At 74.3% G+C, this 23,287-nt stretch carries 22 protein-coding genes; 14 read left to right on the plus strand and 8 right to left on the minus strand.

Annotation, left to right across the window (positions count from 1 at the left end; all coding sequences use genetic code 11):
- Positions 1–5: 5 nt before the first annotated feature.
- The 6 genes from ACSNOC_RS06295 to recX all read left to right on the plus strand — a co-directional run bounded on the left by ACSNOC_RS06295 (position 6) and on the right by recX (position 4,145).
- A complete protein-coding gene (locus tag ACSNOC_RS06295; RefSeq protein WP_436746249.1) occupies positions 6–938 on the plus strand; it encodes an AraC family transcriptional regulator in 933 nt (310 codons plus the stop codon).
- On the plus strand, positions 935–1,672 hold the full coding sequence (locus ACSNOC_RS06300) for an AzlC family ABC transporter permease (protein ID WP_436746250.1): 738 nt from the start codon (positions 935–937) through the stop codon (positions 1,670–1,672). The genes ACSNOC_RS06295 and ACSNOC_RS06300 overlap by 4 nt, the downstream gene beginning before the upstream one ends.
- Positions 1,669–1,977, plus strand: coding sequence for an AzlD domain-containing protein (locus ACSNOC_RS06305; protein WP_436746251.1), 309 nt, complete (start codon positions 1,669–1,671; stop codon positions 1,975–1,977). Before ACSNOC_RS06300 ends, ACSNOC_RS06305 begins: the two co-directional genes overlap by 4 nt.
- Positions 1,978–2,007: 30 nt before the next feature.
- Positions 2,008–2,202, plus strand: a complete 195-nt coding sequence (locus tag ACSNOC_RS06310) for a DUF3046 domain-containing protein (protein WP_436746252.1) — start codon at positions 2,008–2,010, stop codon at positions 2,200–2,202.
- Positions 2,203–2,385: 183 nt separating this feature from the next.
- Positions 2,386–3,528 (plus strand): recombinase RecA, encoded by a 1,143-nt coding sequence (gene recA / locus ACSNOC_RS06315; RefSeq protein ID WP_436746253.1) that lies wholly within the window; start codon positions 2,386–2,388, stop codon positions 3,526–3,528.
- On the plus strand, positions 3,525–4,145 hold the full coding sequence (gene recX, locus ACSNOC_RS06320) for a recombination regulator RecX (protein WP_436746277.1): 621 nt from the start codon (positions 3,525–3,527) through the stop codon (positions 4,143–4,145). Before recA ends, recX begins: the two co-directional genes overlap by 4 nt.
- A gap of 1 nt (position 4,146) precedes the next feature.
- Here recX and ACSNOC_RS06325 read toward each other — a convergent pair whose 3' ends face one another.
- The 5 genes from ACSNOC_RS06325 to ACSNOC_RS06345 form a co-directional block, all read right to left on the minus strand.
- Positions 4,147–5,778 carry an FAD-dependent monooxygenase gene (locus ACSNOC_RS06325; protein ID WP_436746254.1) on the minus strand — a complete coding sequence of 544 codons (1,632 nt, stop codon included), beginning with the start codon at positions 5,776–5,778 and terminating at the stop codon, positions 4,147–4,149.
- A 62-nt stretch (positions 5,779–5,840) separates the two neighbouring features.
- Positions 5,841–6,767: an amino acid ABC transporter permease gene (locus tag ACSNOC_RS06330; protein ID WP_436746255.1), complete on the minus strand. Its 927-nt coding sequence runs from the start codon at positions 6,765–6,767 to the stop codon at positions 5,841–5,843.
- Positions 6,764–7,438: an amino acid ABC transporter permease gene (locus ACSNOC_RS06335; protein ID WP_436746256.1), complete on the minus strand. Its 675-nt coding sequence runs from the start codon at positions 7,436–7,438 to the stop codon at positions 6,764–6,766. Before ACSNOC_RS06335 ends, ACSNOC_RS06330 begins: the two co-directional genes overlap by 4 nt.
- 87 nt (positions 7,439–7,525) lie before the next feature.
- Positions 7,526–8,341, minus strand: coding sequence for a glutamate ABC transporter substrate-binding protein (locus ACSNOC_RS06340; protein ID WP_436746257.1), 816 nt, complete (start codon positions 8,339–8,341; stop codon positions 7,526–7,528).
- Between the two features lie 60 nt (positions 8,342–8,401).
- The gene (locus tag ACSNOC_RS06345) at positions 8,402–9,187 is read right to left on the minus strand and encodes an amino acid ABC transporter ATP-binding protein (RefSeq protein ID WP_436746258.1); all 786 of its coding nucleotides are present in this window, start codon (positions 9,185–9,187) and stop codon (positions 8,402–8,404) included.
- A 236-nt stretch (positions 9,188–9,423) separates the two neighbouring features.
- On the opposite strand from ACSNOC_RS06345, the gene ACSNOC_RS06350 reads away from it, so the two are divergent.
- Together ACSNOC_RS06350 and ACSNOC_RS06355 are read left to right on the plus strand one after the other, a co-directional pair.
- Positions 9,424–10,113, plus strand: coding sequence for a response regulator transcription factor (locus ACSNOC_RS06350; RefSeq protein WP_436746259.1), 690 nt, complete (start codon positions 9,424–9,426; stop codon positions 10,111–10,113).
- Between the two features lie 22 nt (positions 10,114–10,135).
- Entirely contained in the window at positions 10,136–11,584 is a 1,449-nt protein-coding gene (locus tag ACSNOC_RS06355; RefSeq protein ID WP_436746260.1) for an ATP-binding protein, read from the plus strand.
- On the opposite strand, the gene ACSNOC_RS06360 is transcribed toward ACSNOC_RS06355, so the two are convergent.
- Positions 11,541–14,600 carry an alpha-mannosidase gene (locus ACSNOC_RS06360; protein ID WP_436746261.1) on the minus strand — a complete coding sequence of 1,020 codons (3,060 nt, stop codon included), beginning with the start codon at positions 14,598–14,600 and terminating at the stop codon, positions 11,541–11,543. The two genes, ACSNOC_RS06355 and ACSNOC_RS06360, sit on opposite strands and share 44 nt — an antisense overlap.
- Before the next feature lie 104 nt (positions 14,601–14,704).
- The gene (locus ACSNOC_RS06365) at positions 14,705–15,703 is read right to left on the minus strand and encodes a TAXI family TRAP transporter solute-binding subunit (protein WP_436746262.1); all 999 of its coding nucleotides are present in this window, start codon (positions 15,701–15,703) and stop codon (positions 14,705–14,707) included.
- A 90-nt stretch (positions 15,704–15,793) separates the two neighbouring features.
- Between ACSNOC_RS06365 and miaB the strand changes: the two genes are divergently transcribed.
- Both miaB and ACSNOC_RS06375 read left to right on the plus strand, forming a co-directional pair.
- Entirely contained in the window at positions 15,794–17,293 is a 1,500-nt protein-coding gene (gene miaB / locus ACSNOC_RS06370; RefSeq protein ID WP_436746263.1) for a tRNA (N6-isopentenyl adenosine(37)-C2)-methylthiotransferase MiaB, read from the plus strand.
- A 23-nt stretch (positions 17,294–17,316) separates the two neighbouring features.
- Positions 17,317–18,024 carry a class III extradiol dioxygenase subunit B-like domain-containing protein gene (locus tag ACSNOC_RS06375; protein WP_436746264.1) on the plus strand — a complete coding sequence of 236 codons (708 nt, stop codon included), beginning with the start codon at positions 17,317–17,319 and terminating at the stop codon, positions 18,022–18,024.
- Between the two features lie 32 nt (positions 18,025–18,056).
- Here ACSNOC_RS06375 and ACSNOC_RS06380 read toward each other — a convergent pair whose 3' ends face one another.
- Positions 18,057–18,257 (minus strand): hypothetical protein, encoded by a 201-nt coding sequence (locus ACSNOC_RS06380; RefSeq protein WP_436746265.1) that lies wholly within the window; start codon positions 18,255–18,257, stop codon positions 18,057–18,059.
- A gap of 140 nt (positions 18,258–18,397) precedes the next feature.
- Here ACSNOC_RS06380 and miaA point away from each other — a divergent pair, with 140 nt between their 5' ends.
- The 4 genes from miaA to ACSNOC_RS06400 all read left to right on the plus strand — a co-directional run bounded on the left by miaA (position 18,398) and on the right by ACSNOC_RS06400 (position 23,252).
- On the plus strand, positions 18,398–19,345 hold the full coding sequence (gene miaA / locus ACSNOC_RS06385; protein WP_436746266.1) for a tRNA (adenosine(37)-N6)-dimethylallyltransferase MiaA: 948 nt from the start codon (positions 18,398–18,400) through the stop codon (positions 19,343–19,345).
- A 109-nt stretch (positions 19,346–19,454) separates the two neighbouring features.
- Positions 19,455–19,970 (plus strand): hypothetical protein, encoded by a 516-nt coding sequence (locus tag ACSNOC_RS06390; RefSeq protein WP_436746267.1) that lies wholly within the window; start codon positions 19,455–19,457, stop codon positions 19,968–19,970.
- A 29-nt stretch (positions 19,971–19,999) separates the two neighbouring features.
- On the plus strand, positions 20,000–20,893 hold the full coding sequence (gene dapF, locus ACSNOC_RS06395) for a diaminopimelate epimerase (RefSeq protein WP_436746268.1): 894 nt from the start codon (positions 20,000–20,002) through the stop codon (positions 20,891–20,893).
- A gap of 223 nt (positions 20,894–21,116) precedes the next feature.
- A complete protein-coding gene (locus ACSNOC_RS06400) occupies positions 21,117–23,252 on the plus strand; it encodes a RelA/SpoT family protein (protein ID WP_436746269.1) in 2,136 nt (711 codons plus the stop codon).
- The last annotated feature ends 35 nt before the right edge of the window (positions 23,253–23,287 follow it).

Genomic DNA, 23,287 nt, shown 5'->3' on the forward strand with positions numbered 1-23,287 from the left:
GCGGCATGGGGCGGCCGGAGCAGGACGGTGACGGGGACGGGTCGGCGGGGTGCGGGGCGCCTCGGGTGTGCCGGGAGCGGGCGCGGCACTGGCGGCACCCGGAGCTGCCGGACGTGGACCTGCTGCGGGCGCGGTACGTGCGGCGGACGTTCAGCCGGCACACCCACCGGACGTTCGTGATCGCGGGGATCACCGAAGGCGTGGAGGCGTTCCACCACCGGGGCACCGTCGAGCGGGTCGGGGCCGGCGGGCTGGCGCTGGTCAATCCGGACACGCCGCACACCGGGCACGCGGGGATCCCCGAGGGCTGGACGTACAGCGCGGTCTACCCGGAGCCGGGGCTGGTGGACGCGATCGCCGCCGAGACGTTCGCGGTGCGCGGGGCGGCCGGGTTCCGGGTGCCGGTCCTGCACGATCCGGAGGCGGTGCGGATGGTCGCGCGGGTGGTGCGGGCGGCGGACGAGGGCGACACGCTGGCCGCCGGCACCCTGCTGCGGCTGGCCGTGGTGCGGCTGCTGCGGCGGGCGGGCGGCGCCCTGCCCGAGCGCTCGATACGCGGCGCGGGCGCGCGTGTCGCGGAACGCGCCCGTGAGGTGCTGGAGGACCGGATGACCGCCCCGCCCACCCTGGAGCGGCTCGCGGCGGACCTGGGGGTGGGCCCGTTCGCGCTGCTGCGGGCCTTCCGCGCCCGGTACGGCCTGCCCCCGCACGCCTGGCTCACCGACGCCCGGATGCGCCGGGCCCGCGATCTGCTCGACGCGGGGGTGCGGCCGGCAGATGCGGCGGTGGCGGTCGGGTTCACCGACCAGCCGCATCTGCACCGGCACTTCGTCCGCGCGGTAGGGGTCGCGCCGGGCGCCTACCAGCGGGAACGCGTCACCGGCCGCGCAAGAACGTACAAGACCGGTCCCCAAGGGCCGCCTAGCGTTCGGGCGTGACTCACAACGATGCGGAAAGCGACGACCACGCTCCACCGCGGCCGGCCGGGCGGGGCCGCGACGGCACGGTCCGCGACGCGTTCGGCGTCGGATGCGCCGTGGGACTCTCCGGGTTCGCCTTCGGGGTGACCGCGGTGTCGGGCGGCCTGAGTGTGCCGCAGACCTGCGCGCTCAGCCTCTTGGTCTTCACCGGCGCCTCGCAGTTCGCGCTCGTCAGCGCCCTGGCGGCCGGGAGCGACGCGGTCACCGCCGCTGCGGGCGCCTTCTTCCTCGGCGTGCGCAACTGCTTCTACGGGCTGCGCCTGTCCACGCTGCTGCGGCTGCCCGCGCGGGTGCGCCCGCTGGCCGCCCACTGGGTCATCGACGAGACCGCGGTGGTGGCGCTCGCCCAGCCGGACCGGCGCCTGGCCCGCCTCGGCTTCGCCGTCACCGGGCTCACGCTCTACCTCTGCTGGAACCTGACCACCCTGCTCGGCGCGCTCGGCGCGGGATCGCTGGGCGACCCCGGCGCCTGGGGGGTGGACGCCGCCGGGCCCGCCGCCTTCCTCGGGCTGCTCGCGCCGATGCTGCGCACCGGGACGGAACGGGCCACCGCCGCGCTGGCCGTGGCGCTGGCCATCGGGTGCCTGCCGCTGCTGCCCGCCGGCGTGCCGGTGCTGGTCGCCGCGCTCGCCGCGCCCCTGGTGCTGGTGGTGCGCGCCGGCCGCCCCGGGGACGCGGAGGCGGCGCGGTGACGACCTGGATCGCGATCGCCGTGACCGCGGCCGGCTGCTATCTGGTGAAGCTGCTGGGCCTGTCGGTGCCGGCCGCCGCCCTGGAGCGCCCGGCCGTGCGCAGGCTCGCCGCGCTGCTGCCGGTCGCCCTGCTGGCCGCCCTCACCGCGCTGCAGACCGTGGACGACGGCGGCGCGCCCGTCCTGGACGCGCGGGCGGCCGGGGTCGCGGCGGCGGGGGTCGCGCTGCTGCTGCGGGCGCCGTTCCTGGCCGTGGTGGCCGTGGCGGTGGCCGTCACGGCGGGGGTCAGGGCCATCGGCGGGTGACCGCCGGTCCCGGGCGCGATACTGGGGGGCATGCGGCTGACGGACTTCTGGGAGCGGATGGCGGAGCGGTTCGGCCCGGCGTACGTGGATTCCTTCGCCCGGGACCATGTGATGGCGGAGCTGGGCGGGCGGACCGTGTACGAGGCGCTGGACGCCGGATGGGACGCGAAGGATGTCTGGCGGGCGGTGTGCGCGGCGGTCGATGTCCCCCCGCACCTGCGCTGACGTTGCTGACCTGCGGTTCTTCCGGCCCGTCGTCGGACGGGGGAAGCGCTTGACACAGAAATCGAACAGCCATTCTCATGGGGATGCGGAACGGTGTCCCGGTCCCCGAGGGCCGATTGTCAGTGGCAGGCGCTAGCGTCCGTGGTTGTGAAGCGATCGAATCAGACGGACCGGGTGGCACCGATGGCAGGAACGGACCGCGAGAAGGCGCTCGACGCCGCTCTCGCGCAGATTGAGCGGCAGTTCGGAAAGGGCGCGGTGATGCGCCTGGGGGAGCGGCCGAACGAGCCGATCGAGATCATCCCCACCGGCTCCACGGCTCTCGACGTGGCCCTCGGCGTCGGCGGGTTGCCGCGCGGACGCGTGGTGGAGGTGTTCGGCCCCGAGTCCTCGGGCAAGACGACGCTGACGCTGCACGCCGTGGCGAACGCTCAGCGGGCGGGCGGCACGGTCGCGTTCGTGGACGCGGAGCACGCGCTCGACCCGGAGTACGCCAAGAAGCTCGGCGTGGACGTGGACCAGCTCATCCTCTCCCAGCCGGACAACGGCGAGCAGGCCCTGGAGATCACGGACATGCTCATCCGCTCCGGCGCGCTCGACCTCATCGTCATCGACTCCGTGGCCGCGCTCGTGCCGCGCGCGGAGATCGAGGGCGAGATGGGCGACTCCCATGTCGGCCTCCAGGCCCGGCTGATGAGCCAGGCCCTGCGCAAGATCACCGGAGCGCTCAACCAGTCGAAGACCACGGCCATCTTCATCAACCAGCTCCGGGAGAAGGTCGGCGTGATGTTCGGCTCGCCGGAGACCACGACCGGTGGCCGGGCCCTGAAGTTCTACGCGTCGGTGCGGCTCGACATCCGCCGCATCGAGACCCTGAAGGACGGCACCGACGCGGTGGGCAACCGCACGCGGGTCAAGGTGGTCAAGAACAAGGTGGCACCGCCCTTCAAGCAGGCCGAGTTCGACATCCTCTACGGCGTCGGCATCAGCCGCGAGGGCGGCCTGATCGACATGGGCGTCGAGCACGGGTTCATCCGGAAGTCCGGGGCCTGGTACACGTACGAGGGCGACCAGCTCGGCCAGGGCAAGGAGAACGCGCGGAACTTCCTGCGGGACAACCCCGATCTGGCCAACGAGATCGAGAAGAAGATCAAGGAGAAGCTGGGCATCGGGCCGAGGACCGAGGCACCCGCGGCCGAGCCCGCCAAGGACGCGGTCGGCAAGGACGCGGTCGGCAAGGACGCGGTGGGCGTGGCCCCGGCGGCGCCGCTGACCGCTCCGGTCAAGGCGGCCAAGGCGGCCAAGCCCGTGGCGGCCAAGAGCTGACGGTGACCCGGCGCAGTGAGTGGCCGGAGCGCCCGGCGTGCGACGACGCGCGCGAAGACTGCGGTGGCCCCGCCCCGTCGAGGGCCGGTGCGGGGTCACCGCGCAACACCCCGAGGGACCCGGTGGAGCGGGCGCGGGCGATCTGCCTGCGTCTGCTCACCGGGACCCCGCGCACGCGCAGGCAGCTGACCGACGCCCTGCGCGAGCGGGACGTTCCCGAGCCGGTGATCACCGCGGTGCTGGACCGTTTCGAGGAGGTGGGGCTCATCGACGACGCGGCGTTCGCGGACGCCTGGGTGGAATCCCGGCACCACGGGCGTGGCCTGGCCCGGCGGGCGCTCGCCCGCGAGCTGCGGACCAGGGGGGTGGCGTCGGCCGTGATCGACGAGGCGATCGGGCAGCTCGATCCGGAGCGGGAGGAGGCGACCGCGCGGGAGCTGGTCGAGCGCAGGCTGCGGGCGACCCGGGGCGTCCCCCGGGAGAAGCGGCTGCGGCGGCTGGTCGGGATGCTGGCCCGCAAGGGCTATGCCGAGGAGCTGGCCCTGCGGGTGGTCTGCCGGGCCCTGGAGGCGGAGGGCGCGGCGGAGGAGGCGGACCTCCTCGCGGAGGAGCCGTGACTCAGCGGCCCGTCGTCCGGCGCCCGGCCGACCGGAGGTCGTCCCGGCTCTCCCGGCCGTTCTCCTGGCCCGGCGGGTCCGGCTCGCCGGTCGCGCCGCGCAGCGTCTCCACGCAGTCCCGCAGCCCCGCGTGATCCGTGCCCGCGAGGGCGGCGGCCAGGTGGCCGTCGGGGCGGACGATCAGCAGCGTGTGGGCCCCGGCCCCCGGGTACTCCTCGGTCACCACCACCTCGGCGGGCAGCGGCAGCGTGCCCGCGGCGGCGGCCAGCTCGGGCATGAGACCGGCCGACAGCCAGTGCTTGGCGTCCCACACGCCCGCGCCGGGCGCGGTGAGCACCAGCAGCAGCGGGCCGCCCAGCCGGTCCCGCAGTCGGCTCTCCGACCCGTCGAGGGCGATGACCGGCACGTTCGCGGCCGGCGCCCCCACCGGGGTGTCGGTGGCGTGGGCGTCCCTGGGCGCGCAGGTGATCGGGGAGGCGGCGTAGCGGGCGGGCCCGCCCAGCGTGCCCCGGCCCAGGTGCCCGTCCGTCAGCAGGGCGAGCCGTCCCCGGCCCCGGCCGGTGAGCCGGGCCGGCAGGCCGCCCCGGCCGCGCGCCAGCGGCAGCGCCTGGTCGACCGCGCGCAGCCGGACGCCGACGGCGGTGCGGCGCTCGGCTTGATAGCTGTCGAGCAGGGCCTCGGCGCGGCCCTCGTGGCAGGCGACGGCCAGCTTCCAGGCGAGGTTGTCCACGTCCCGCAGCCCCTCGGCGACCTGCTGGGTGCCGAGCGCGCCGAGCAGATGGGCCGCGTCCCCGGCCAGGAAGACCCGCCCGGAGCGCCAGCTCCTGGCCAGCCGCTGGTGGCAGATGTGGACGCCGGTGTCCAGCAGGTCGTACGCCGGGACCTCGCCGCCGTGCCAGCCGGCCAGCGTGGTGTGCACCCGGTCGAGCAGGGATTCGGGGGTGACGAGGCCGTCGTCCGGGGGCAGCGGCCAGTCCAGCCGCCACCGGTCCCCGGCCAGCGGCCGGACGGTGACCTCGCCGACGGACAGCCCGCGGTGCAGCCCGGCCTCCTCCGGCCAGGGCAGCTCGGTCCGCAGCGCCGCCACCGCGTACCGGGCCACGCCGGTGCGGCCGTGGAAAGGTATGCCGAGCAGCTTCCGCACGGTGGAGCGGGCGCCGTCGCAGCCGACGAGATGGCTGCCGCGCCACTGCCGGTTCTGCTCGCGCCGGCCGTCCGGGGTGTGGGAGACGGTGTGCGCCACCACCTCGCCGCCGCGCTGCTCGATGTCGGTCAGCCGGTGCCCCCGGGCCAGGCGCACCAGTTCGTGGCGGATCGCCGCCTCCCGCAGCATCCCGTGCAGGACGTGCTGCGGCACGTGGCGCGGGGCGCTCTCCGGGGCGAACTCCTCGCGCAGCACCGTCCTGCCCCGGAGCGTGGTGCGCCAGCCGCGCCAGACTGCGGCCTCCTCGGCCACGCCCGGCAGCCCGGCCCAGTGCGCGATGTCGGGCGGCAGCACGCAGGTGCGCGCGAGGCGGGAGGGGGGCGGCCCGTCGGCGCCGTCGACCACGACGGTGGGAACGCCGCGCCCGGCGAGGGCGAGCGCCAGCGCGAGCCCGACAGGGCCCGCGCCGGCGATGATCACGGGCAGCACAGCACGTATGGAACCCAGCGCGTGATCAGGCGTCAAGTCGGCCCCCTTTCGGGCCGATTGGCCTACGTTCCGGTATCGGGACCCTGTCCGGGGCGATGCGGTCCCGGCACGTCGCCGGCGACGTCCATCTCCTCGGTGGTGGTGGTCGACAGTACCGCACCGGTGCCGCGCTTGCCCCGGCGGATCCGCCCTTCCAGCCGGCTCGCGAAGCTGGTCAGGAGGAAGTTGAGCGCGATGAAGACCGCGGCGCCGATCGTGTAGGAGGCAATGGTGTTGCCGTAGTTGGTCGCGACGAGCCGGATGTTGCTCAGCAGCTCGCTGTAGCCGAGCATGACGCCGCCGAGCGCGGTGTCCTTGACGATGACCACCAGCTGGCTGACGATCGCCGGGAGCATGGCGGTCACCGCCTGCGGCAGCAGCACGTGCACCATCGTCTGGCTCTTGCGCATGCCGATCGCCTGCGCCGCGTCCGACTGCCCCCGCGGCAGGGACAGCACGCCGGCCCGGACCACCTCGGCCAGCACCGACGCGTTGTACAGCACCAGTCCGGTCACCACCGCGTAGAGCGGGCGCACCTCGCGGTCGACGTCGCTCCACATCGCGTACGCCTCGTTGGCGAACAGCATCAGCAGCAGCACCGGGATGGCGCGGAAGAACTCCACGACCGCGCCCGACGGGACGCGGATCCACCACTGGTCGGACAGCCGCCCGATGCCGAGCAGGGCGCCCAGCGGCAGCGCGATGACCAGGGCCAGGGCGGCGGCGGTCACCGTGTCCTGGAGGCCGGGCAGCAGATAGGTCGACCACACCCGGGAGTCCGTGAAGAACGGCTCCCACTTGTCGGCCTCCAGCTGGTGCTTCTCGTCGAGCTTCGCCCACGCCCACCAGCCGGCGAGCGCGAGGGTGCCGAGGAAGAGGACCGTGTAGACGCCGTTGCGGAACCTGGCGCGCGGCCCGGGCGCGTCGTACAGAACGGACAGGTTGCTCATCGCTTCACCGCCACGCGCTTGGCCACCCAGCCGAGCACCAGCCCGGTGGGCAGGGTCAGGACCATGAACCCGACGGCGAACAGGACCGCGATCGGGACCAGTTCCGCCTCGTTCTCGATCATCGTCCGCATCAGCAGGGCCGCCTCGGCGACGCCGATGGCCGCGGCCACCGTGGTGTTCTTGATGAGCGCGATCAGCACGTTCGTCAGCGGTGCCACCGCGGTGCGGAACGCCTGCGGGAGCACGATCAGCCCGAGCACCTGGGAGAAGGTGAGCCCGATGGCGCGCGCGGCCTCGGCCTGGCCGACCGGCACCGTGTTGATCCCGGAGCGCAGCGCCTCGGCGACGAAGGTGGCGGTGTAGACGATGAAGCCGAGGACCGCCAGCCGGAAGCCGAGCGGCTCCGACTCGCCGTCCGTCCACAGCTCCATGCCCAGCGTCTGGTTGAGGCCCAGCGAGCAGAAGACGATCAGCAGGGTCAGCGGGGTGTTGCGGAAGACGTGCACGTACACGGTGGCGAAGGCGCGCATGATCGGCACCGGGCTGACCCGCATGGCGGCCAGGGCCGTTCCCCAGACGAGCGAGCCGAGGGCCGAGTAGACGGTGAGCTCAATCGTCGTGAGGAAGGCCCCGAACAGGTCGTACCGATCGAGATCAAGGAAATCGAACACGGAATCTCTCAGTCTCGTGTCGAGAAGGCGGGAAAGGGCGTGGCGCGCCGGCGCGGTGTCCCGCGCGCCACGGACCGGTCACCGGGGTCAGTCGGTTTCCGTGATCTCCGGCGCGGGCTCGGCCTCGTAGCCGGCCGGGCCGAGGTTCTCGTCGACGAACCGCTGCCACGAGCCGTCGTCGACCATCTGCCGGATGGCGTCGTTGACCTGGTCGCGCAGGTCCGAGTCCTTCGGCAGTCCGACGCCGTAGAACTCGTCGCTCAGCTCCAGCCCGGCGAGCTTGAACTTGCCCTGGTTCTGCTCCTGCGCCGCGTATCCGGCGAGGATGGAGTCGTCCGTGGTGAGCGCGTCGACCGCGCCGTTCTCCAGGCCGGTCAGACACTCGGAGTAGGTGCCGAACTCCCGGAGGTTGGCGTCCGGCGCGAAGTCCTCCTTCACGTTCGACGCGGAGGTGGAGCCGGTGACCGAGCACAGGGTGAGGTCGTTGATGGCCTCGACGTCGGGCACCTCGTCGTCCTCGCGGATCAGCAGGTCCTGGTGGGCGAGGAAGTACGGGCCGGCGAAGTCGACCTGCTGCTTGCGCTCCTCGTTGATCGAGTAGGTCGCGACGATGAAGTCCACGTCCCCGCGCTGGAGCAGCGTCTCCCGCTCGGCGCTGGGCGCCTCCTCCCAGGTGATCTGGTCCGGCTCGTAGCCCAGTTCGCCCGCGATGTAGGTGGCGACGTCGACGTCGAAGCCCTCGTAGGTGCCGTCGGGCGTCTTCAGGGCCATGCCCGGCTGGTCGAACTTGATGCCGATGGTGATGCCGTCGCCGCCCGCGTCACCGCCACCGCCACACGCCGTGGCGGTCAGGGAGAGGGTCAGGACGGTGGCGGCCAGGGCGCTTGCCTTGCGGAGTCTCATGGTGGGTGCTCCCCTTGTGCTGACGAGTCGGACGGGGTGGGTGGAGAGGGTGTCGCCGCGCTAGTGCTGGAGGATCTTGGACAGGAAGTCCTTGGCCCGGTCACTGCGCGGGTTGTCGAAGAACTGATGGGGGTCGGCCTCTTCGACGATCCGGCCGTCGGCCATGAACACCACGCGGTTGGCGGCGGAGCGCGCGAAGCCCATCTCGTGGGTGACGACGACCATGGTCATCCCCTCGCGGGCGAGCTGCCGCATGACTTCGAGGACTTCGTTGATCATCTCCGGGTCGAGCGCCGAGGTGGGCTCGTCGAACAGCATCACCTTCGGCTCCATCGCCAGCGCGCGGGCGATCGCCACCCGCTGCTGCTGGCCGCCGGAGAGCTGCGCCGGGTACTTGTCCGCCTGGTTGCCGACGCCCACCCGGTCCAGCAGCGTGCGGGCCCGCTCCTCGACCTCGGCCTTGCTCCGCCGCCGTACCTTCACCGGGCCGAGCATCACGTTCTGCAGCACCGTCTTGTGGGCGAACAGGTTGAAGGACTGGAAGACCATGCCCACGTCGGCCCGCAGCCGGGCCAACTCCCGGCCCTCCGCCGGGAGCGGGTGGCCGTCGATGCTGATGGTCCCCGAGTCGATCGTCTCCAGGCGGTTGATCGCCCGGCACAGCGTGGACTTCCCGGAACCGGACGGGCCGATCACGACGACCACTTCGCCGCGCTTGATGGTCAGGTTGATGTCCTGAAGCACATGGAGGGCGCCGAAATGCTTGTTCACGCTGTCCAGGACGACAAGGGCGTCCGCCTGGGGCGCGGTCGCGGCGGAGTCCTTGGTCAGCGGCGCATCGCTCATCGTGGATTGCTCCATCCTTGTCGGTTGCAGGGACCCTAGCCAGCGTGTCGACAGATCGTCACCAGATCTGAGCGGAAATTGAGCATAACGATCCAGACGCTCGCCGAACGCGCCCAGTCACCGGAGGTTGCCCAGCGTGGGCGCCGGATAACGGAACGGTCCAGCTCCGCCGGAGCCGCTTGACGCGACCCGGCATCATCAGGATGGATGCAGGACGGCACGATGGGAGGGCGCGAATGAGACTGCTCCTTGTCGAGGACGACGAGCACGTCGCCGCTGCCCTGGTCGCCGTGCTCGGCAGGCACGGATTCGACGTGGTCCGCGCGCGCGGCGGCGAGGAGGCGATCAGCCTCCTGCACGACCGCTCCTTCGGGGTCGTGCTCCTCGACCTCGGGCTGCCCGACGTGGACGGCTTCGAGGTCTGCGGCCGGATCCGGCGCATCGCCTCCGTGCCGGTGATCATGGTGACGGCCCGTTCCGACGTGCGCTCCCGCATCCACGGCCTGAACATCGGGGCCGACGACTACGTCGTCAAGCCCTACGACACGGGCGAGCTGCTCGCCCGCATCCACGCCGTCAGCCGCCGCACCGGACCCGAGGAGACCGCGGGCGGCGCCGCGGAGGCCGCCGGCGTGCTGACCCTCGGCCCCATCACCGTCGAGCTGGCCACCCGCCAGGTCTCCGTCGACGGCCGGCGGGTGGCGCTCACCCGCAAGGAGTTCGACCTGCTGGCGCTGCTCGCCCAGCGCCCCGGCGTCGTCTTCCGCCGCGAGCAGATCATCAGCGACGTCTGGCAGACGAGCTGGGAGGGCACCGGGCGCACCCTGGAGGTGCACATCGCCTCCCTGCGCGCCAAACTGCGCCGTCCCGAACTGGTCGAGACCGTCCGCGGCGTCGGCTACCGGCTCGCCGTCCCGGCCGCCTGAGCCGGGGCGCCCGCCGACGATCATGCGCTCCCGCCTGCTCCCCCTCCTCATCGTGCTGCTGGCCGGCGTGCTGCTCGCGCTCGGCGTGCCGCTGGCCACCAGCCAGGCCCGCAGCGAGCAGCAGCGGGTCATCGTGGACCGCATCGACGACACCGCGCGCTTCGCCTCCCTCGCCCTGTACGTCGTCGACCCGGCGGCCGGCGAGTCCAGCGACGAGGCGGCCACGACGCTCCGCGCCGACCTGGCCCGGTACCACGAGGTGTACGGCATCAGGGCCGGCGTCTTCCAGCGCGACGCCACCGCGGTCGCCGTCGCGCCGGGCGGCTGGGCGGCGCCCGGCGGCGCCGCGAGCCAGGAGTTCGCCGAGGCCCTCGCCGGACGCCGCAGCCAGGGCCCGTCCCAGGTGTGGCCCTGGGAGGACGACCGGCGGCTGATCGTCGCCTCCCCGGTGATCAGGGACGGCGACGTGGTCGCCGTCGTCCTCACCGACTCGCCCACCGGGCCGCTGCGCTCCCGCATCCTGCGCGGCTGGCTGGCCATCGCCGCCGGGGAGGCCGCCGCCATGCTGCTGGCGGTCGGCGCGGCGTTCCGGCTCGCGGGCTGGGTGCTGCGCCCGGTGCGGGTGCTGGACAAGGCCACCCACGAGATCGCCACGGGACGGCTCACCGCCCGGGTCGCCCCCGCCGGGGGGCCGCCGGAGCTGCGGCGGCTGGCCCGTTCGTTCAACGAGATGGCCGACAACGTGGAGGAGGTCCTGCGCCGGCAGCGGGCCTTCGTCGCCGACGCCTCCCACCAGCTGCGCAACCCGCTCTCCGCGCTGCTGCTCCGCATCGACCTGCTCGGCCTCGAACTCCCCGACGACAACGAGGAGGTCGCCTCCGTCCGCGCCGAGGGCCAACGCCTGGCCCGGGTGCTGGACAGCCTGCTCGACCTCGCGATCGCCGAGCACACCACCGCCGACCTGCGGATCACCGACGTGGCGGCCCTGGTCGCGGAACGGGTCGCCGCCTGGCACCCGGTCGCGGACCGGCGCGGTGTGGCCCTCCGCCTGACCGGACCGGCCGCGGTCACCGGCTGGGCCGACCCGATCGGGCTCTCCAGCGCGCTGGACGCCATCGTGGACAACGCGCTGAAGTTCACGCCGGGCGGCGGCGAAGTGCGCGTCACCGTCTCCGCCGGCCGCGACACCGTCGCCCTCGCGATCGCGGACAACGGACCGGGACTGTCGGACGCCGAACTGGAGCGCATCGGGGACCGCTTCTGGCGCAGCGGCCGGCACCAGAACGTCTCCGGCTCCGGGCTCGGCCTGTCCATCGTCGCCACCCTGCTGGCCGCCGCCGGCGCGGACATCTCCTACGCCCGCAACGAGCCGCACGGTCTGCGCGTGACCGTCACCGTGCCGCGGAACGCGCCCGAGGTCCCCGCGCTCACCACGGCGGGCCCGCAGCGGCCCGGGCCCAGCGGAGTGTGACGATCTGGTGCGGCCGGAGCGTCAGCTCCACCGCGCCGTCCGCCGCCACGGCCGGCGCGGGCGCGTCCGCGAGCGGCCGTTCCAGCAGGTCCGTCTCCGTCACCGAGGCCGCCGCGAACCCTGGCCGCAGCCTTCCGCGCGCCCGCCCGCCGCTCGCCTCGTACAGCCGGACCACCACGTCCCCGCTCCGGTCGTCCGCCAGCTTCACGGCCGCCACCACCAGCCGGCCGCCGTCGTCCTCCACCGTGACCAGGGGCTCGACGGCCGCGGCGCCCGGGACCGCGCGCTCGGGCAGGTTGATCCAGTGGCCCTCGCGGACCGCGTCCCCGATCGTCGCGCCCGGCGCCAGGGCATACCGCAGCCGGTGCTCGCCCTGGTCGGTCTCCGGGTCCGGGTAGCGCGGAGCGCGCAGCAGCGAGAGCCGCACCGTGGTGGTCTGGCCGCCGTCGTCGCGGATCTCGCGGGTGACGTCGTGGCCGTATGTCGAGTCGTTGACGACGGCCGCCCCCCAGCCGGGCTCCCCGACGTGCAGCCAGCGGTGGGCGCAGATCTCGAACTTCTCCGCCTCCCACGAGGTGTTGGTGTGGGTGGGCCGGAAGACGTGGCCGAACTGCGTCTCCGCCGCCGACCGGTCCGCCTTCACGTCCAGCGGGAAGGCCGCCTTGAGGATCTTCTCCCGCTCGTGCCAGTCGATCACGGTGTCCACCTCCAGCACGCGGGCCCCGGCGCGCAGGGTCAGCCGCTGCGCCACCCGGGAGGCGCCGAACGACCGGGCCACCTCCACCGTGGCCGCCGCGCCGCCGTCCTCCTCGGTCAGGGCCAGCGACGCGACGTCCACCAGGTCCGTGACGCGGTGCCGGTAGAAGGCGTCGATGTCCCAGGCGTCCCAGAGGTTCGGCAGGTCGGGGTGGAGCTGGAGCAGGTTGCCCGCGCGGCCGGGCGCGATCGCCTCGCGGCCGGCGGCCAGGTCGAGCGCGGACACCACCAGGCCCCGGCCGTCGATCCCGACCCGCAGCAGGCCGTTGTCCAGCGTGAAGCCCCCGTCGCTCCGGGCCGCCACCGTCACCGGCTCCGCCGCCGGGGCCGGGCGGGGGCGCGCGCCCCCGCCCGGGATCCCGCCCCTGGCATGCGGGGCCGCGTTGAACACCACCGTGCCCGCGCCGGTGTCCGGGCCCGCCAGCGCCCGCTGCGCGTCCGCGACGATCCGCAGCAGCTCCGTCCGCACCCGCGCGTACGTCGCCCTGGCCTCCCGGTGCACCCAGGCGATGGAGGAACCGGGCAGGATGTCGTGGAACTGGTGCAGCAGCACCGTCTTCCACAGCCGCTCCAGAGCGTCGTACGGATACGCGTGGTCCGGCGAGCGCACCGCCGCCGTCGCCGCCCACAGCTCGGCCTCGCGCAGCAGCGACTCGGCGCGCCGGTTCCCCTGCTTCGTCTTCGCCTGCGAGGTGTACGTGCCGCGGTGCAGCTCCAGATACAGCTCGCCCACCCACACCGGCGCGTCCGGGTACTCGGCGCGCGCCTGCTCGAAGAACGCGGCCGGCCGCTCGATCTCCACGCGCGGCGACCCCTCCAGATCCCGCAGCCGCGCCGCCCGCGCCAGCATTTCGCGGGTGGGCCCGCCCCCGCCGTCGCCCCAGCCGAACGGCACCAGTGAGCGTGTGCCCCGGCCCTTCTCCCGGTAGTTGCGCGCCGCGTGCGCCACCTGCGCCCCGCCCAGATCGGAGTTGTACGTGTCGACGGGCGGGAAGTGCGTGAAGACGCGGGTGCCGTCGATGCCCTCCCACCAGAAGGTGTGGTGCGGGAAGGCGTTGGTCCGGCTCCAGGAGATCTTCTGCGTGAGGAACCACTCCGAGCCCGACAGCTTCACGATCTGCGGCAGCGCGGCCGTGTACCCGAACGAGTCCGGCAGCCACACCTCCCGCGTCTCGATGCCGAACTCCTCCAGGAAGAACCGCTTGCCGTACACGAACTGCCGCGCCATGGCCTCGCCGCCGACCATGTTCGTGTCCGACTCCACCCACATGCCGCCCACCGGCACGAACGTCCCGGCCGCCACCTTCTCCCGCACCCGCGCGAACACCTCCGGCCGGTGCTCCTTCAGCCACGCGAACTGCTGCGCCTGCGACATCGCGAAGACGAACTCCGGGTGCCCGTCCATCAGCGCGGTCACGTTGGCCACCGTCCGCGCCACCTTCCGCACCGTCTCGCGCAGCGGCCACAGCCAGGCCGAGTCGATGTGCGCGTGGCCGACCGCGCTCAGCCGGTGCGCCGAGGCGTGCGCGGGCGAGGCCAGCACCCCGGCCAGGCACCGGGCGGCGGCCGGGGCGGTGCCGGGCACGTCGTCCAGGTCGAGGGTGTCCAGCGCCCGTTCGACGGCGCGCAGCACCGTCCAGCGCAGCGCGTCGTCCACGGAGAGCTGCCCCATCAGCCCGCTGAGCACCTCCAGGTCCTGGACCAGCTCCCACACGGCCGGCTCGAAGACGGCCAGGTCCATCCGCGCCACCCGGTACAGCGGCTCGTCGCTCGCGGTCAGCAGGTCGCCCTGGGCGCTGGGCCGCTGCTCGTTGAGGATGGGATTGGCCGCCGCCTCCACGTACAGCTCGACCTCCTCGCCGCCGGCCGCGGCGTCCGCGACGCGCACCCAGTCGTTGGCCGGGTGCAGGCCCTTCACCGCCCGGCCGTCGCGCCGGTAGACCAGCCCCTCGCACTGGAAGCCGGGCATCAGCCGGTCGAAGCCGAGGTCGAGGACCGCCTCCACCGCGCGCCCGGCCCAGCCGTCCGGCACCCGGCCGGTGACCCGGAACCAGGTGGTGCCCCACGCCGGTCCCCACCGCTCGCCGGCCGCGGCCGGCCGGTAGTCGGCCGCCAGCCCGGCGGCGACCGGCACCGGCTCGCCCGGGGCGTCCCACCGCTCGACGGCGAGCGGCACCGGGTCGCGGTGGATCACAGGTCGGAGGCGCTCGTCCAGCACCCGGTTGAGGCGGTTCTCCACGAGGTCGCGGTCGTCGTGCATGGCGAGCCCTTCGGTGTCGTGGCCGGTGGGGGAGCGGTGCGACGGGCCGTGGACGGCCCCGCCGGGGGGGCGCGTGCTCGGCAGAGGTCGGGACGTGGCGGAGGTCAGGACTTGGCGGAGCGGTAGTAGGCGGCGGCGCCCGGGTGGAGGGGCAGCGGCTGGGTGTAGATCGCGGTCCGCAAATCGACCCGCTGCGCCGCGTGCACCTCCTGCCCGATGTGGTCGCGGCCGTTGATGACCGACTCGGTGATCTGCTCGGCGATCGCGTCGTCCAGGCGATCGGTCGTCACCAGGAGGTTGGCCACCGCGATGGTGTCGACCGTCCCGGTGCCGGATATGCCGGGATAGGCGTCCGGCGGCATGGCGGCGGCCCGGTAGTGCGCGGTGGCGCCACCCTGGGCGACCAGCCCGGGCAGCAGGTCCCCCAGCGGCACCAGCCGGATGTCCATACGGTCGGACAGCCGCTCGACGGCCGCGGTGGGCAGCCCGCCCGACCAGAAGAACGCGTCCAGCTCGCGGGCCTCCAGCAGCGTGGGCATGGCGTCGATGCCCTCGCGGACCGCCTCGATGTCGGTGTCCATGTCGAGCCCGGCCGCCGCGAGCAGCGCCCGCGTCACCAGCTGCACGCCCGAGGCGTTCTGGCCCACGCCGACCCGCAGGCCCGCCAGGTCGGCCGCCCGGCGGACGGGGGAGTCGGCGCGGACCACGAGCTGGAGGTAGTCGTCGTAGAGCCGGGCACAGGCCCGCAGCCGGGCGGCGCCCTCGGGGTCCTCGGCCTGGTAGGTCGCGATGGAGTCGGCGGTCGCGATGGCGACGTCGGCCTCGCCGGACACCAGCCGGCGGAGGTTCTGCACCGAGCCGGCGCTCGGGTCGAGCGTGAGGTCGAGCCCGGGCGCGTCCCGCGCCAACTGCCCGCGCAGGAGCTGTCCGTACCGGGCGTACACGCCGCTGGTCACGCCGGTGCTCATGGTCACGTCGCCCGCCGGGCTGCTGTCGCTCCCGACCACGGGCCGCCACAGCAGCGCCGCCAGCACGATCAGGACCACGGCGAGGCCCAGCAGGAGCGGCCACGGGCGCTGCCGCAGGGGACGCACGGAGAGCACACGGGCAAGCTACCAGCGGAACGTAGACTTGGGCACCGGCCCTGTGCGGCCCCGCCTGGTTCACGGAATCGATTGGGATCGAGTTCTCGCATGCCCGAAGTCGCGCGCACCTACCAAGTCAGGACGTTTGGCTGCCAGATGAACGTCCACGACTCGGAGCGGATGGCCGGGCTGCTGGAAGGGGCCGGCTACGTCCCGGCCGACCCCGGCGCGGACAGCGCCGACGTCGTCGTCTTCAACACCTGCGCCGTCCGGGAGAACGCGGACAACCGGCTCTACGGCAACCTCGGCCAGCTGGCGCCGCGCAAGGCGGCCCGCCCCGGCATGCAGATCGCGGTCGGCGGCTGCCTGGCCCAGAAGGACCGCGACACGATCGTGCGCCGCGCGCCCTGGGTGGACGTCGTCTTCGGCACGCACAACGTCGGCAGCCTGCCGGTGCTGCTGGAGCGGGCGAGGATAGAGCGCGAGGCGCAGGTCGAGATCGCGGAGTCGCTGGAGGCGTTCCCCTCCACGCTGCCCACCCGCCGCGAGAGCGCGTACGCGGCCTGGGTCGCCATCTCCGTCGGCTGCAACAACACCTGCACGTTCTGCATCGTCCCGGCGCTGCGCGGCAAGGAGAAGGACCGCCGGCCCGGCGACATCCTGGCCGAGGTCGAGGCGCTCGTCGCGGAGGGCGTCACCGAGATCACGCTGCTCGGCCAGAACGTCAACGCCTACGGCTCCGACATCGGCGACCGCCAGGCGTTCTCCAAGCTGCTGCGCGCCTGCGGCCGGGTCGAGGGGCTGGAGCGGGTCCGCTTCACCTCGCCGCACCCGCGCGACTTCACCGACGACGTCATCGAGGCCATGGCCGGGACGCCGAACGTGATGCCGCAGCTCCACATGCCGCTCCAGTCCGGCTCCTCCCGCGTGCTGCGCGCGATGCGCCGCTCCTACCGGCAGGAGCGCTACCTCGGCATCATCGAGAAGGTGCGCGCCGCCATCCCGGACGCCGCCATCACCACCGACATCATCGTGGGCTTCCCCGGCGAGACCGAGGAGGACTTCGAGGAGACCCTGCACGTGGTGCGCGAGGCCCGCTTCGCCCAGGCGTTCACCTTCCAGTACTCCAAGCGCCCCGGCACCCCGGCCGCCGAGATGCCGGGACAGGTGCCGAAGGAGGTCGTGCAGGCGCGGTACGAGCGTCTGGTGGCGCTCCAGGAGGACATCTCCTGGGCGGAGAACAAGAAGCAGCTCGGCCGCACCGTGGACCTGCTGGTCGCGGAGGGGGAGGGCCGCAAGGACGACGCGACGCGGCGGCTGTCCGGCCGCGCCCCCGACAACCGCCTGGTGCACTTCACCCGCCCCGGCGACGCCGGCGCCGCTCCCCGGCCCGGTGACGTCGCCACCGTGGAGATCACCTATGCCGCCCCGCACCACCTGCTCGCCGAGGGCCCGGTCAAGGGCGTCCGCCGCACCCGGGCGGGCGACGCCTGGGAGCGGCGGCAGGCCGCACCGGCCGACCGGCAGCAGGGTGTGATGCTCGGCCTGCCCTCGGTCGGCGCCCCGGCGCCGGCGGCGGAGCCGGCCGGAGGATGCGCGGTCTGCTGAGCCCGCGCCGTTAGGCTGCGGCCATGCTTGTCGCCGCCGCCGTGTGCCCGTGTCCGCCGCTGCTGGTGCCCGAGGTGGCGGGGGGCGCCTCCGCCGAGCTGGACGACGCCCGCGCCGCCTGTTACGACGCCGTCGCCGTCCTCGCCGCCGCCCGCGCCGACCGGCTGCTGGTCGTCGGCCCGGCCGAGCCGCCGGGCCGGGGCGCCTTCCCGACCGGTACCCGGGGATCGCTGCGCGGCTTCGGCGTGGATGTCGAGGTCGGCCTCGGGAAGGGCGAGCCGGGTGAGCGGGAGCTGCCGCCCTCGCTGACCGTGGGCGCCTGGCTGCTGGAGCGCACCGGCTGGCGCACCGCGCCCGTCGAGGGGCTCGGCGTCGGCGAGCCGCTGGAACCCGGGCGCTGCGCCGAGGTCGGCCGCGAGCTGGCCGCCGGGCCGGAGCGACTCGCCCTGCTGGTGATGGGCGACGGCAGCGCCTGCCGCTCGCCCAAGGCCCCCGGCTACCACGACGACCGCGCCGCCGGGTTCGACGCCGCCGCCGCGCGGGCGCTCGGGGAGGCCAACACGGCCGCGCTCGCCGCGCTCGACGCCGGACTGGCGGCCGACCTGCGGGCCGCGGGGCGCTCGGCCTGGCAGGTGCTGGCCGGGGCGGCCGACGGGGCCGGGCTCACCGGGCGCCTGCTGTACGACGCGGCGCCGTACGGCGTCGGGTACTTCGTGGCGTCCTGGTCCTGACCCGGCCTCATCCCGGCCTCATCCCGGCGGCCCTACTGGCGGGCCTCCTCACCCGCCTCGCGGCCGGCCGCCTCGGCCGCGCTCTGCTGGGGGATGCCCACGCCGTCGCCCTCGGCCGCCTCGGCGGCCGGCGTCCGCTGCTCCGGCGCCGCGGCCTCCGCCTCCCCGGCCGCCGTGCCGGACGGCTGCTTCCTGTCCTGTCCGCGACCCTTCAACCAGGCAAAAACGCCCATCACCACTCCCGATGTCCTATATGTTCGAGATGTCCCACCCGTGCGCGACGGGCGGAAGCTCCGAACGAGAAACGACCCGCACGGTCCCGCGTCACGTCGCTCGTTCGAGGGTGATCCGGCCGGTCTGGAAGACTGCCCCCGTGAACAGCGCCGCCTCTGCCCCGCAGGTCGTCGCCGTGGTGGGACCGACCGCGGCCGGGAAGTCCGACCTCGGGGTCGTGCTCGCCAGGCGGCTGGGCGGCGAGGTCGTCAACGCCGACTCCATGCAGCTCTACCGGGGCATGGACATCGGCACGGCCAAGCTGACCCCGGCCGAGCGGCAGGGCGTCCCGCACCACCTGCTCGACATCTGGGACGTGACCGAGACCGCCAGCGTCGCCGCGTACCAGCGGCTCGCCCGCGACCGCGTCGACCGGCTGCTCGCGGCCGGACGCGTCCCCGTCCTGGTCGGCGGCTCCGGTCTCTATGTGCGCGCCGCCGTCGACCGGCTCGACTTCCCCGGCACCGACCCGGAGGTCAGGGCCCGGCTGGAGGCCGACCTCGCCCGCCACGGCAGCGGCGCCCTGCACGCCCGCCTCGCCGCCGCCGACCCGCCGGCCGCCGAGGCCATCCTGCCCAGCAACGGCAGGCGGATCGTCCGCGCCCTGGAGGTCATCGAGATCACCGGCCGCCCGTTCACCGCCAACCTGCCCGGGCCCGCCGAGGAGCGCGCCGTCTACCGCACCCTCCAGATCGGCGTCGGCGTGGACCGCGCCGAACTCGACGCCAGGATCGCCGCCCGGGTGGACCGGATGTGGGCCGCCGGCCTCGTGGACGAGGTCCGCGCCCTGGAGCGGGTCGGCCTGCGCGAGGGGCTCACCGCCTCCCGGGCGCTCGGCTACCAGCAGGTCCTCGCCGCGCTGGCCGGCGCGTGCACGCTGGGCGAGGCGCGCGAGGAGACCGTCCGCGCCACGCGGCGCTTCGCCCGCCGGCAAGAGAGCTGGTTCCGGCGCGACCCGCGCGTGCGCTGGCTGAACGGGGCGCGCGAGGCGTCCGCACAGCTTGAACAACGGGCGTGGGACCTGCTCGAACGGGCGGTCACATCCTGATCACGTGATGGCATCGGGACGCCTCAGGCACCCGGGAGCGGCCGGATCGCGTGCCATCATCGAGCAATGCTGCGACCGTGAAACCGTTGAGTAGGGAGGGCGCGTGGCGATGGAGGCCGGCCCTCGCGAGAGCAACGGCACGACGGAAGGCGTCCCGCCCCGGCGTATCGCGGACGAGCCGCGCGCGCCCGGCGCGCTCGGTGACGCGCCGCCCCCGGAGGCGGGCCCGCCGGGTGAGTCGGCCGAGGCGGGCGAGGCCGTCGAGATCATCGACGACTTCCGCGGCGACGAGTCGTACGCCGACCTGCGGCCCCCCCGGCGGCTGCGCCTGGCGCTCTTCGCGCCCATCGTGCTGCTCAGCCTCGTCGGCTCGCTGATGTTCGCCTTCCCGCTGGCCTTCGCCTTCGACGAGGCGGGTGCCGTCGTCGCCATGCTCGGCCTCCTCATCGGGTGCAGCGCCGCGGGCTGGGGCATGATGGCCGCCCGCCGCGTCGGCTACACCTGGCCCGGCCTCCCGCCGCGCGGCTCCGGCCGCCGCCCGGACTGGCGGCTGCTGGCCCTCTACGGCGTCGGCGTGCTGCTGCTCGCCGTCCTCGCGGTCCTGCGCGTGGCCGCCCTGCGCTGAGTGTCGTCACGATCCGTTACCATCGGCGGGTGAGCACCGCACAGCAGCCCGTGCCGTTCCTCAAGGGACACGGCACGGAGAACGACTTCCTGATCATCCCCGACTACGACGGCCGCCTCGCGCTCTCCGCCGCGACGGTGGCGCGGCTGTGCGACCGCCGCGCCGGCCTCGGGGGCGACGGGCTGCTGCGGGTCGTGCGGTCCGCCTCCGACCCCGCGACCAGGGCGCTGGCCGGTGAGGCCGAGTGGTTCATGGACTACCGGAACGCGGACGGCAGCATCGCCGAGATGTGCGGCAACGGCGTGCGGGTCTTCGCGCGCTACCTGCGGCGCGCCGGGCTCGCCAAGGGGGGCGACCTGGCCGTCGCCACCCGGGCCGGGGTGCGCCGGGTCCGCTTCGAGCGGGACGGCGGCATCACCGTCGCCATGGGCGCCGCCCGGCTGCCCGCCGGGCCGGACCCCTCCGTCACTGTCACCGTGGGCGACCGCTCGTGGCCCGCGCGCCATGTCGACATGGGGAATCCGCACGCGGTCGCGTTCGTCGCGGACCTGGCGGAGGCCGGGCCGCTCCTCGACGCGCCGGCCGTCCATCCGGCCGACGCCTATCCGCGCGGCACCAACGTGGAGTTCGTCGTGGACCGCGGGCCGCGCCACGTCGCGCTCCGGGTGCACGAGCGCGGCTCGGGCGAGACCCGCTCCTGCGGCACCGGCGCCTGCGCCGTGATGGTCGCCGCCGCCCGCCGCGACGGCCTCGACCCGGTGGCGGACGGCCCCGCCGTCACGTACACCGTGGACGTGCCGGGCGGCCGGCTGGTGATCACCGAGCACCCCGGCGGTGAGGTCACCATGACGGGCCCGGCGGTCATCGTGGCCGAGGGGACGATCGACCCGGCGTGGCTCGCCGCTCCCGCCGATCACTCCTGACCCCCCTGCCACAGGCGGGTGACCCCGCCGATACCGGCCGCAGTGCCAGTCGGTTTCGGCCACGTTTCCCAGAACATAAGTCACTGGAATGGGTGATCCCAGGCGATCGGGGCAGCCACCGGTCAGCGGGGCGTGATGGGCTCGGTAGCATCAAGCACCGGCGCCGCTGCGGGATCAACGGGGATGCGGTCCGGTCACGGACACCGCGGGAGGTGCGCACCCCATGAGCGCAGAGGCGACCACACCGAGCGGCACGGCAGGCCCCCGCCGCGGTGGCCGCAGGGACGTGCTGAGGCTGCGTCAGCTCGGGCGGGCCGCCGTCCTGCGGACCGCCCTGCGGGGCAGACTGCCCGACGCGATCGAACATCTGGCCCAGGCGCACCGCCGCCACCATCCGCGCGCCGACCTCGGACTCCTGCGCCGGGCCTACCTGCTGGCCGAATCCGCGCACCGCGGACAGTTCCGCAAGAGCGGCGAGCCGTACATCACGCACCCGCTGGCGGTCACCCTGATCCTGGCCGAACTCGGCGCGGAGACCACCACGCTGACGGCCTCCCTGCTGCACGACACGGTCGAGGACACCGACGTGACCCTCGATCAGGTCCGCGCCGAGTTCGGGGACGAGGTCGGCCACCTGGTGGACGGCGTCACCAAGCTGGAGAAGGTCGACTACGGCGCCGCCGCCGAGTCCGAGACGTTCCGCAAGATGCTCGTCGCCACCGGCAGCGACGTCCGGGTGATGTCGATCAAGCTGGCCGACCGGCTGCACAACATGCGCACCCTGGGCGTGATGCGCCCGGAGAAGCAGGCGCGGATCGCGCGCGTCACCGGGGACGTCCTCATCCCGCTGGCCGAGCGGCTGGGCGTGCAGACCGTGAAGACCGAGCTGGAGGACCTGGTCTTCGCCATCCTCCAGCCCGAGGAGCACGCCACCGCCCAGGAGCTGATCCGCCGGCACGCCGAGCGGCCCGATCCGCTCGCGGGCGTCGCGGAGTCCGTGCGCGGCGTGCTGCGCGAGGCCGGGATCGCCGCCGAGGTCGTCATCCGGCCCCGGCATGTGCTGTCCGTGCACCGTGTCCGGTTGAAACGCGGCGAGCTCGGCCCGTACGACTACGGCCGCCTGCTGATCCTGGTCGGGGAGAACGCCGACTGTTACGCCGTCCTCGGTGAGCTGCACACCTGTTTCACCCCGGTCGTCTCGGAGTTCAAGGACTTCATCGCGGCGCCCAAGTTCAACCTCTACCAGTCGCTGCACACCGCGCTCGCCGTCGACGCCGGGCAGGTCGCCGAGGTCCTGGTCCGCACCCACACCATGCACCGCGTCGCGGAGGCCGGGGTCATCGCGCTCGGCGACCCGCACCGCTCCGGCGAGGGCGAGCCGGCCGGCGACGAGGCCGAGCGCGGCGATCCGACCCGCCCGGGCTGGCTGTCCCGGCTGCTGGACTGGCAGCGGCAGGCCCCCGACCCCGACACGTTCTGGAGCGCGCTGCGCGACGAGCTCGCCCGGGACCGCGAGATCACGGTCTTCGTCGACGCCGCCGAGGACGGCCCGCTGCAGCTCCCGGTCGGCGCCACGTGCGTGGACGCGGCCTACGCCCGGCACGGCCAGGACGCGCACGCCTGCATCGGCGTCCGCGTCAACGGCCGGCTGGCCACCCTGCGCACCGTGCTGCACGACGGCGACACCGTGCAGCTCCTGCTCGCCGCCGACGGCAGTTGGGGTCCCTCCCCGGAGTGGCTCGACTACGCCACGACGCCGGCCGCCCGCATCCCGATCCGGCGCTGGCTCGACAGCGTCCAGGCCCCGGCCGACGAGCCCGCCACCGCCGCCGCGCCGTCCGCCGCGCTCACCGCCGCCGCGCCGGCCCGTGCCGACGAGCCGCCGCCGCCCGCCGTGCCGACCGGCGAGTCCGCCGCCGTCGTCGCGGGCGCCCCCGGCGCGCCCGTGCGGCTGGCCCGCTGCTGCACGCCCGTGCCGCCGGACACCGTGTCCGGCTTCGCCGTCCGCGGCGGCGCGGTCACCGTGCACCGGAAGGACTGTCCGGCCGCCGCCGACATGACCGCCGCCGGCCGCCGTCCGCTGCGCGTGAGCTGGCGCTCCGGCTCGGTCGGCTGCCGGGTCACGCTGCACGCCGAGGCCCTCGGCCGGCCCGAGCTGCTGGCGGACCTCACCGAGGCCCTCGCCGCGCACGGGGCCGCCGTGCTGCACGCCGAGGTGGAGCCGCCCCGCGAGCACCGGGTGCGGCACACGTACACGCTGCGGCTGCCCGACGCCTCGGGGCTGCCGAGGTTGATGAAGGCGATGCGCCGGGTACCCGGCGTGTACGACGTCACGCGGGCGGCCCGTCTGCAGCCCTGAGACGGGTCGCGGCACGCTCGCTTATCCGGGTGACG

The sequence above is a fragment of the Streptomyces sp. URMC 129 genome, from assembly GCF_051386415.1.
Classification (GTDB): Bacteria; Actinomycetota; Actinomycetes; order Streptomycetales; family Streptomycetaceae; genus Streptomyces.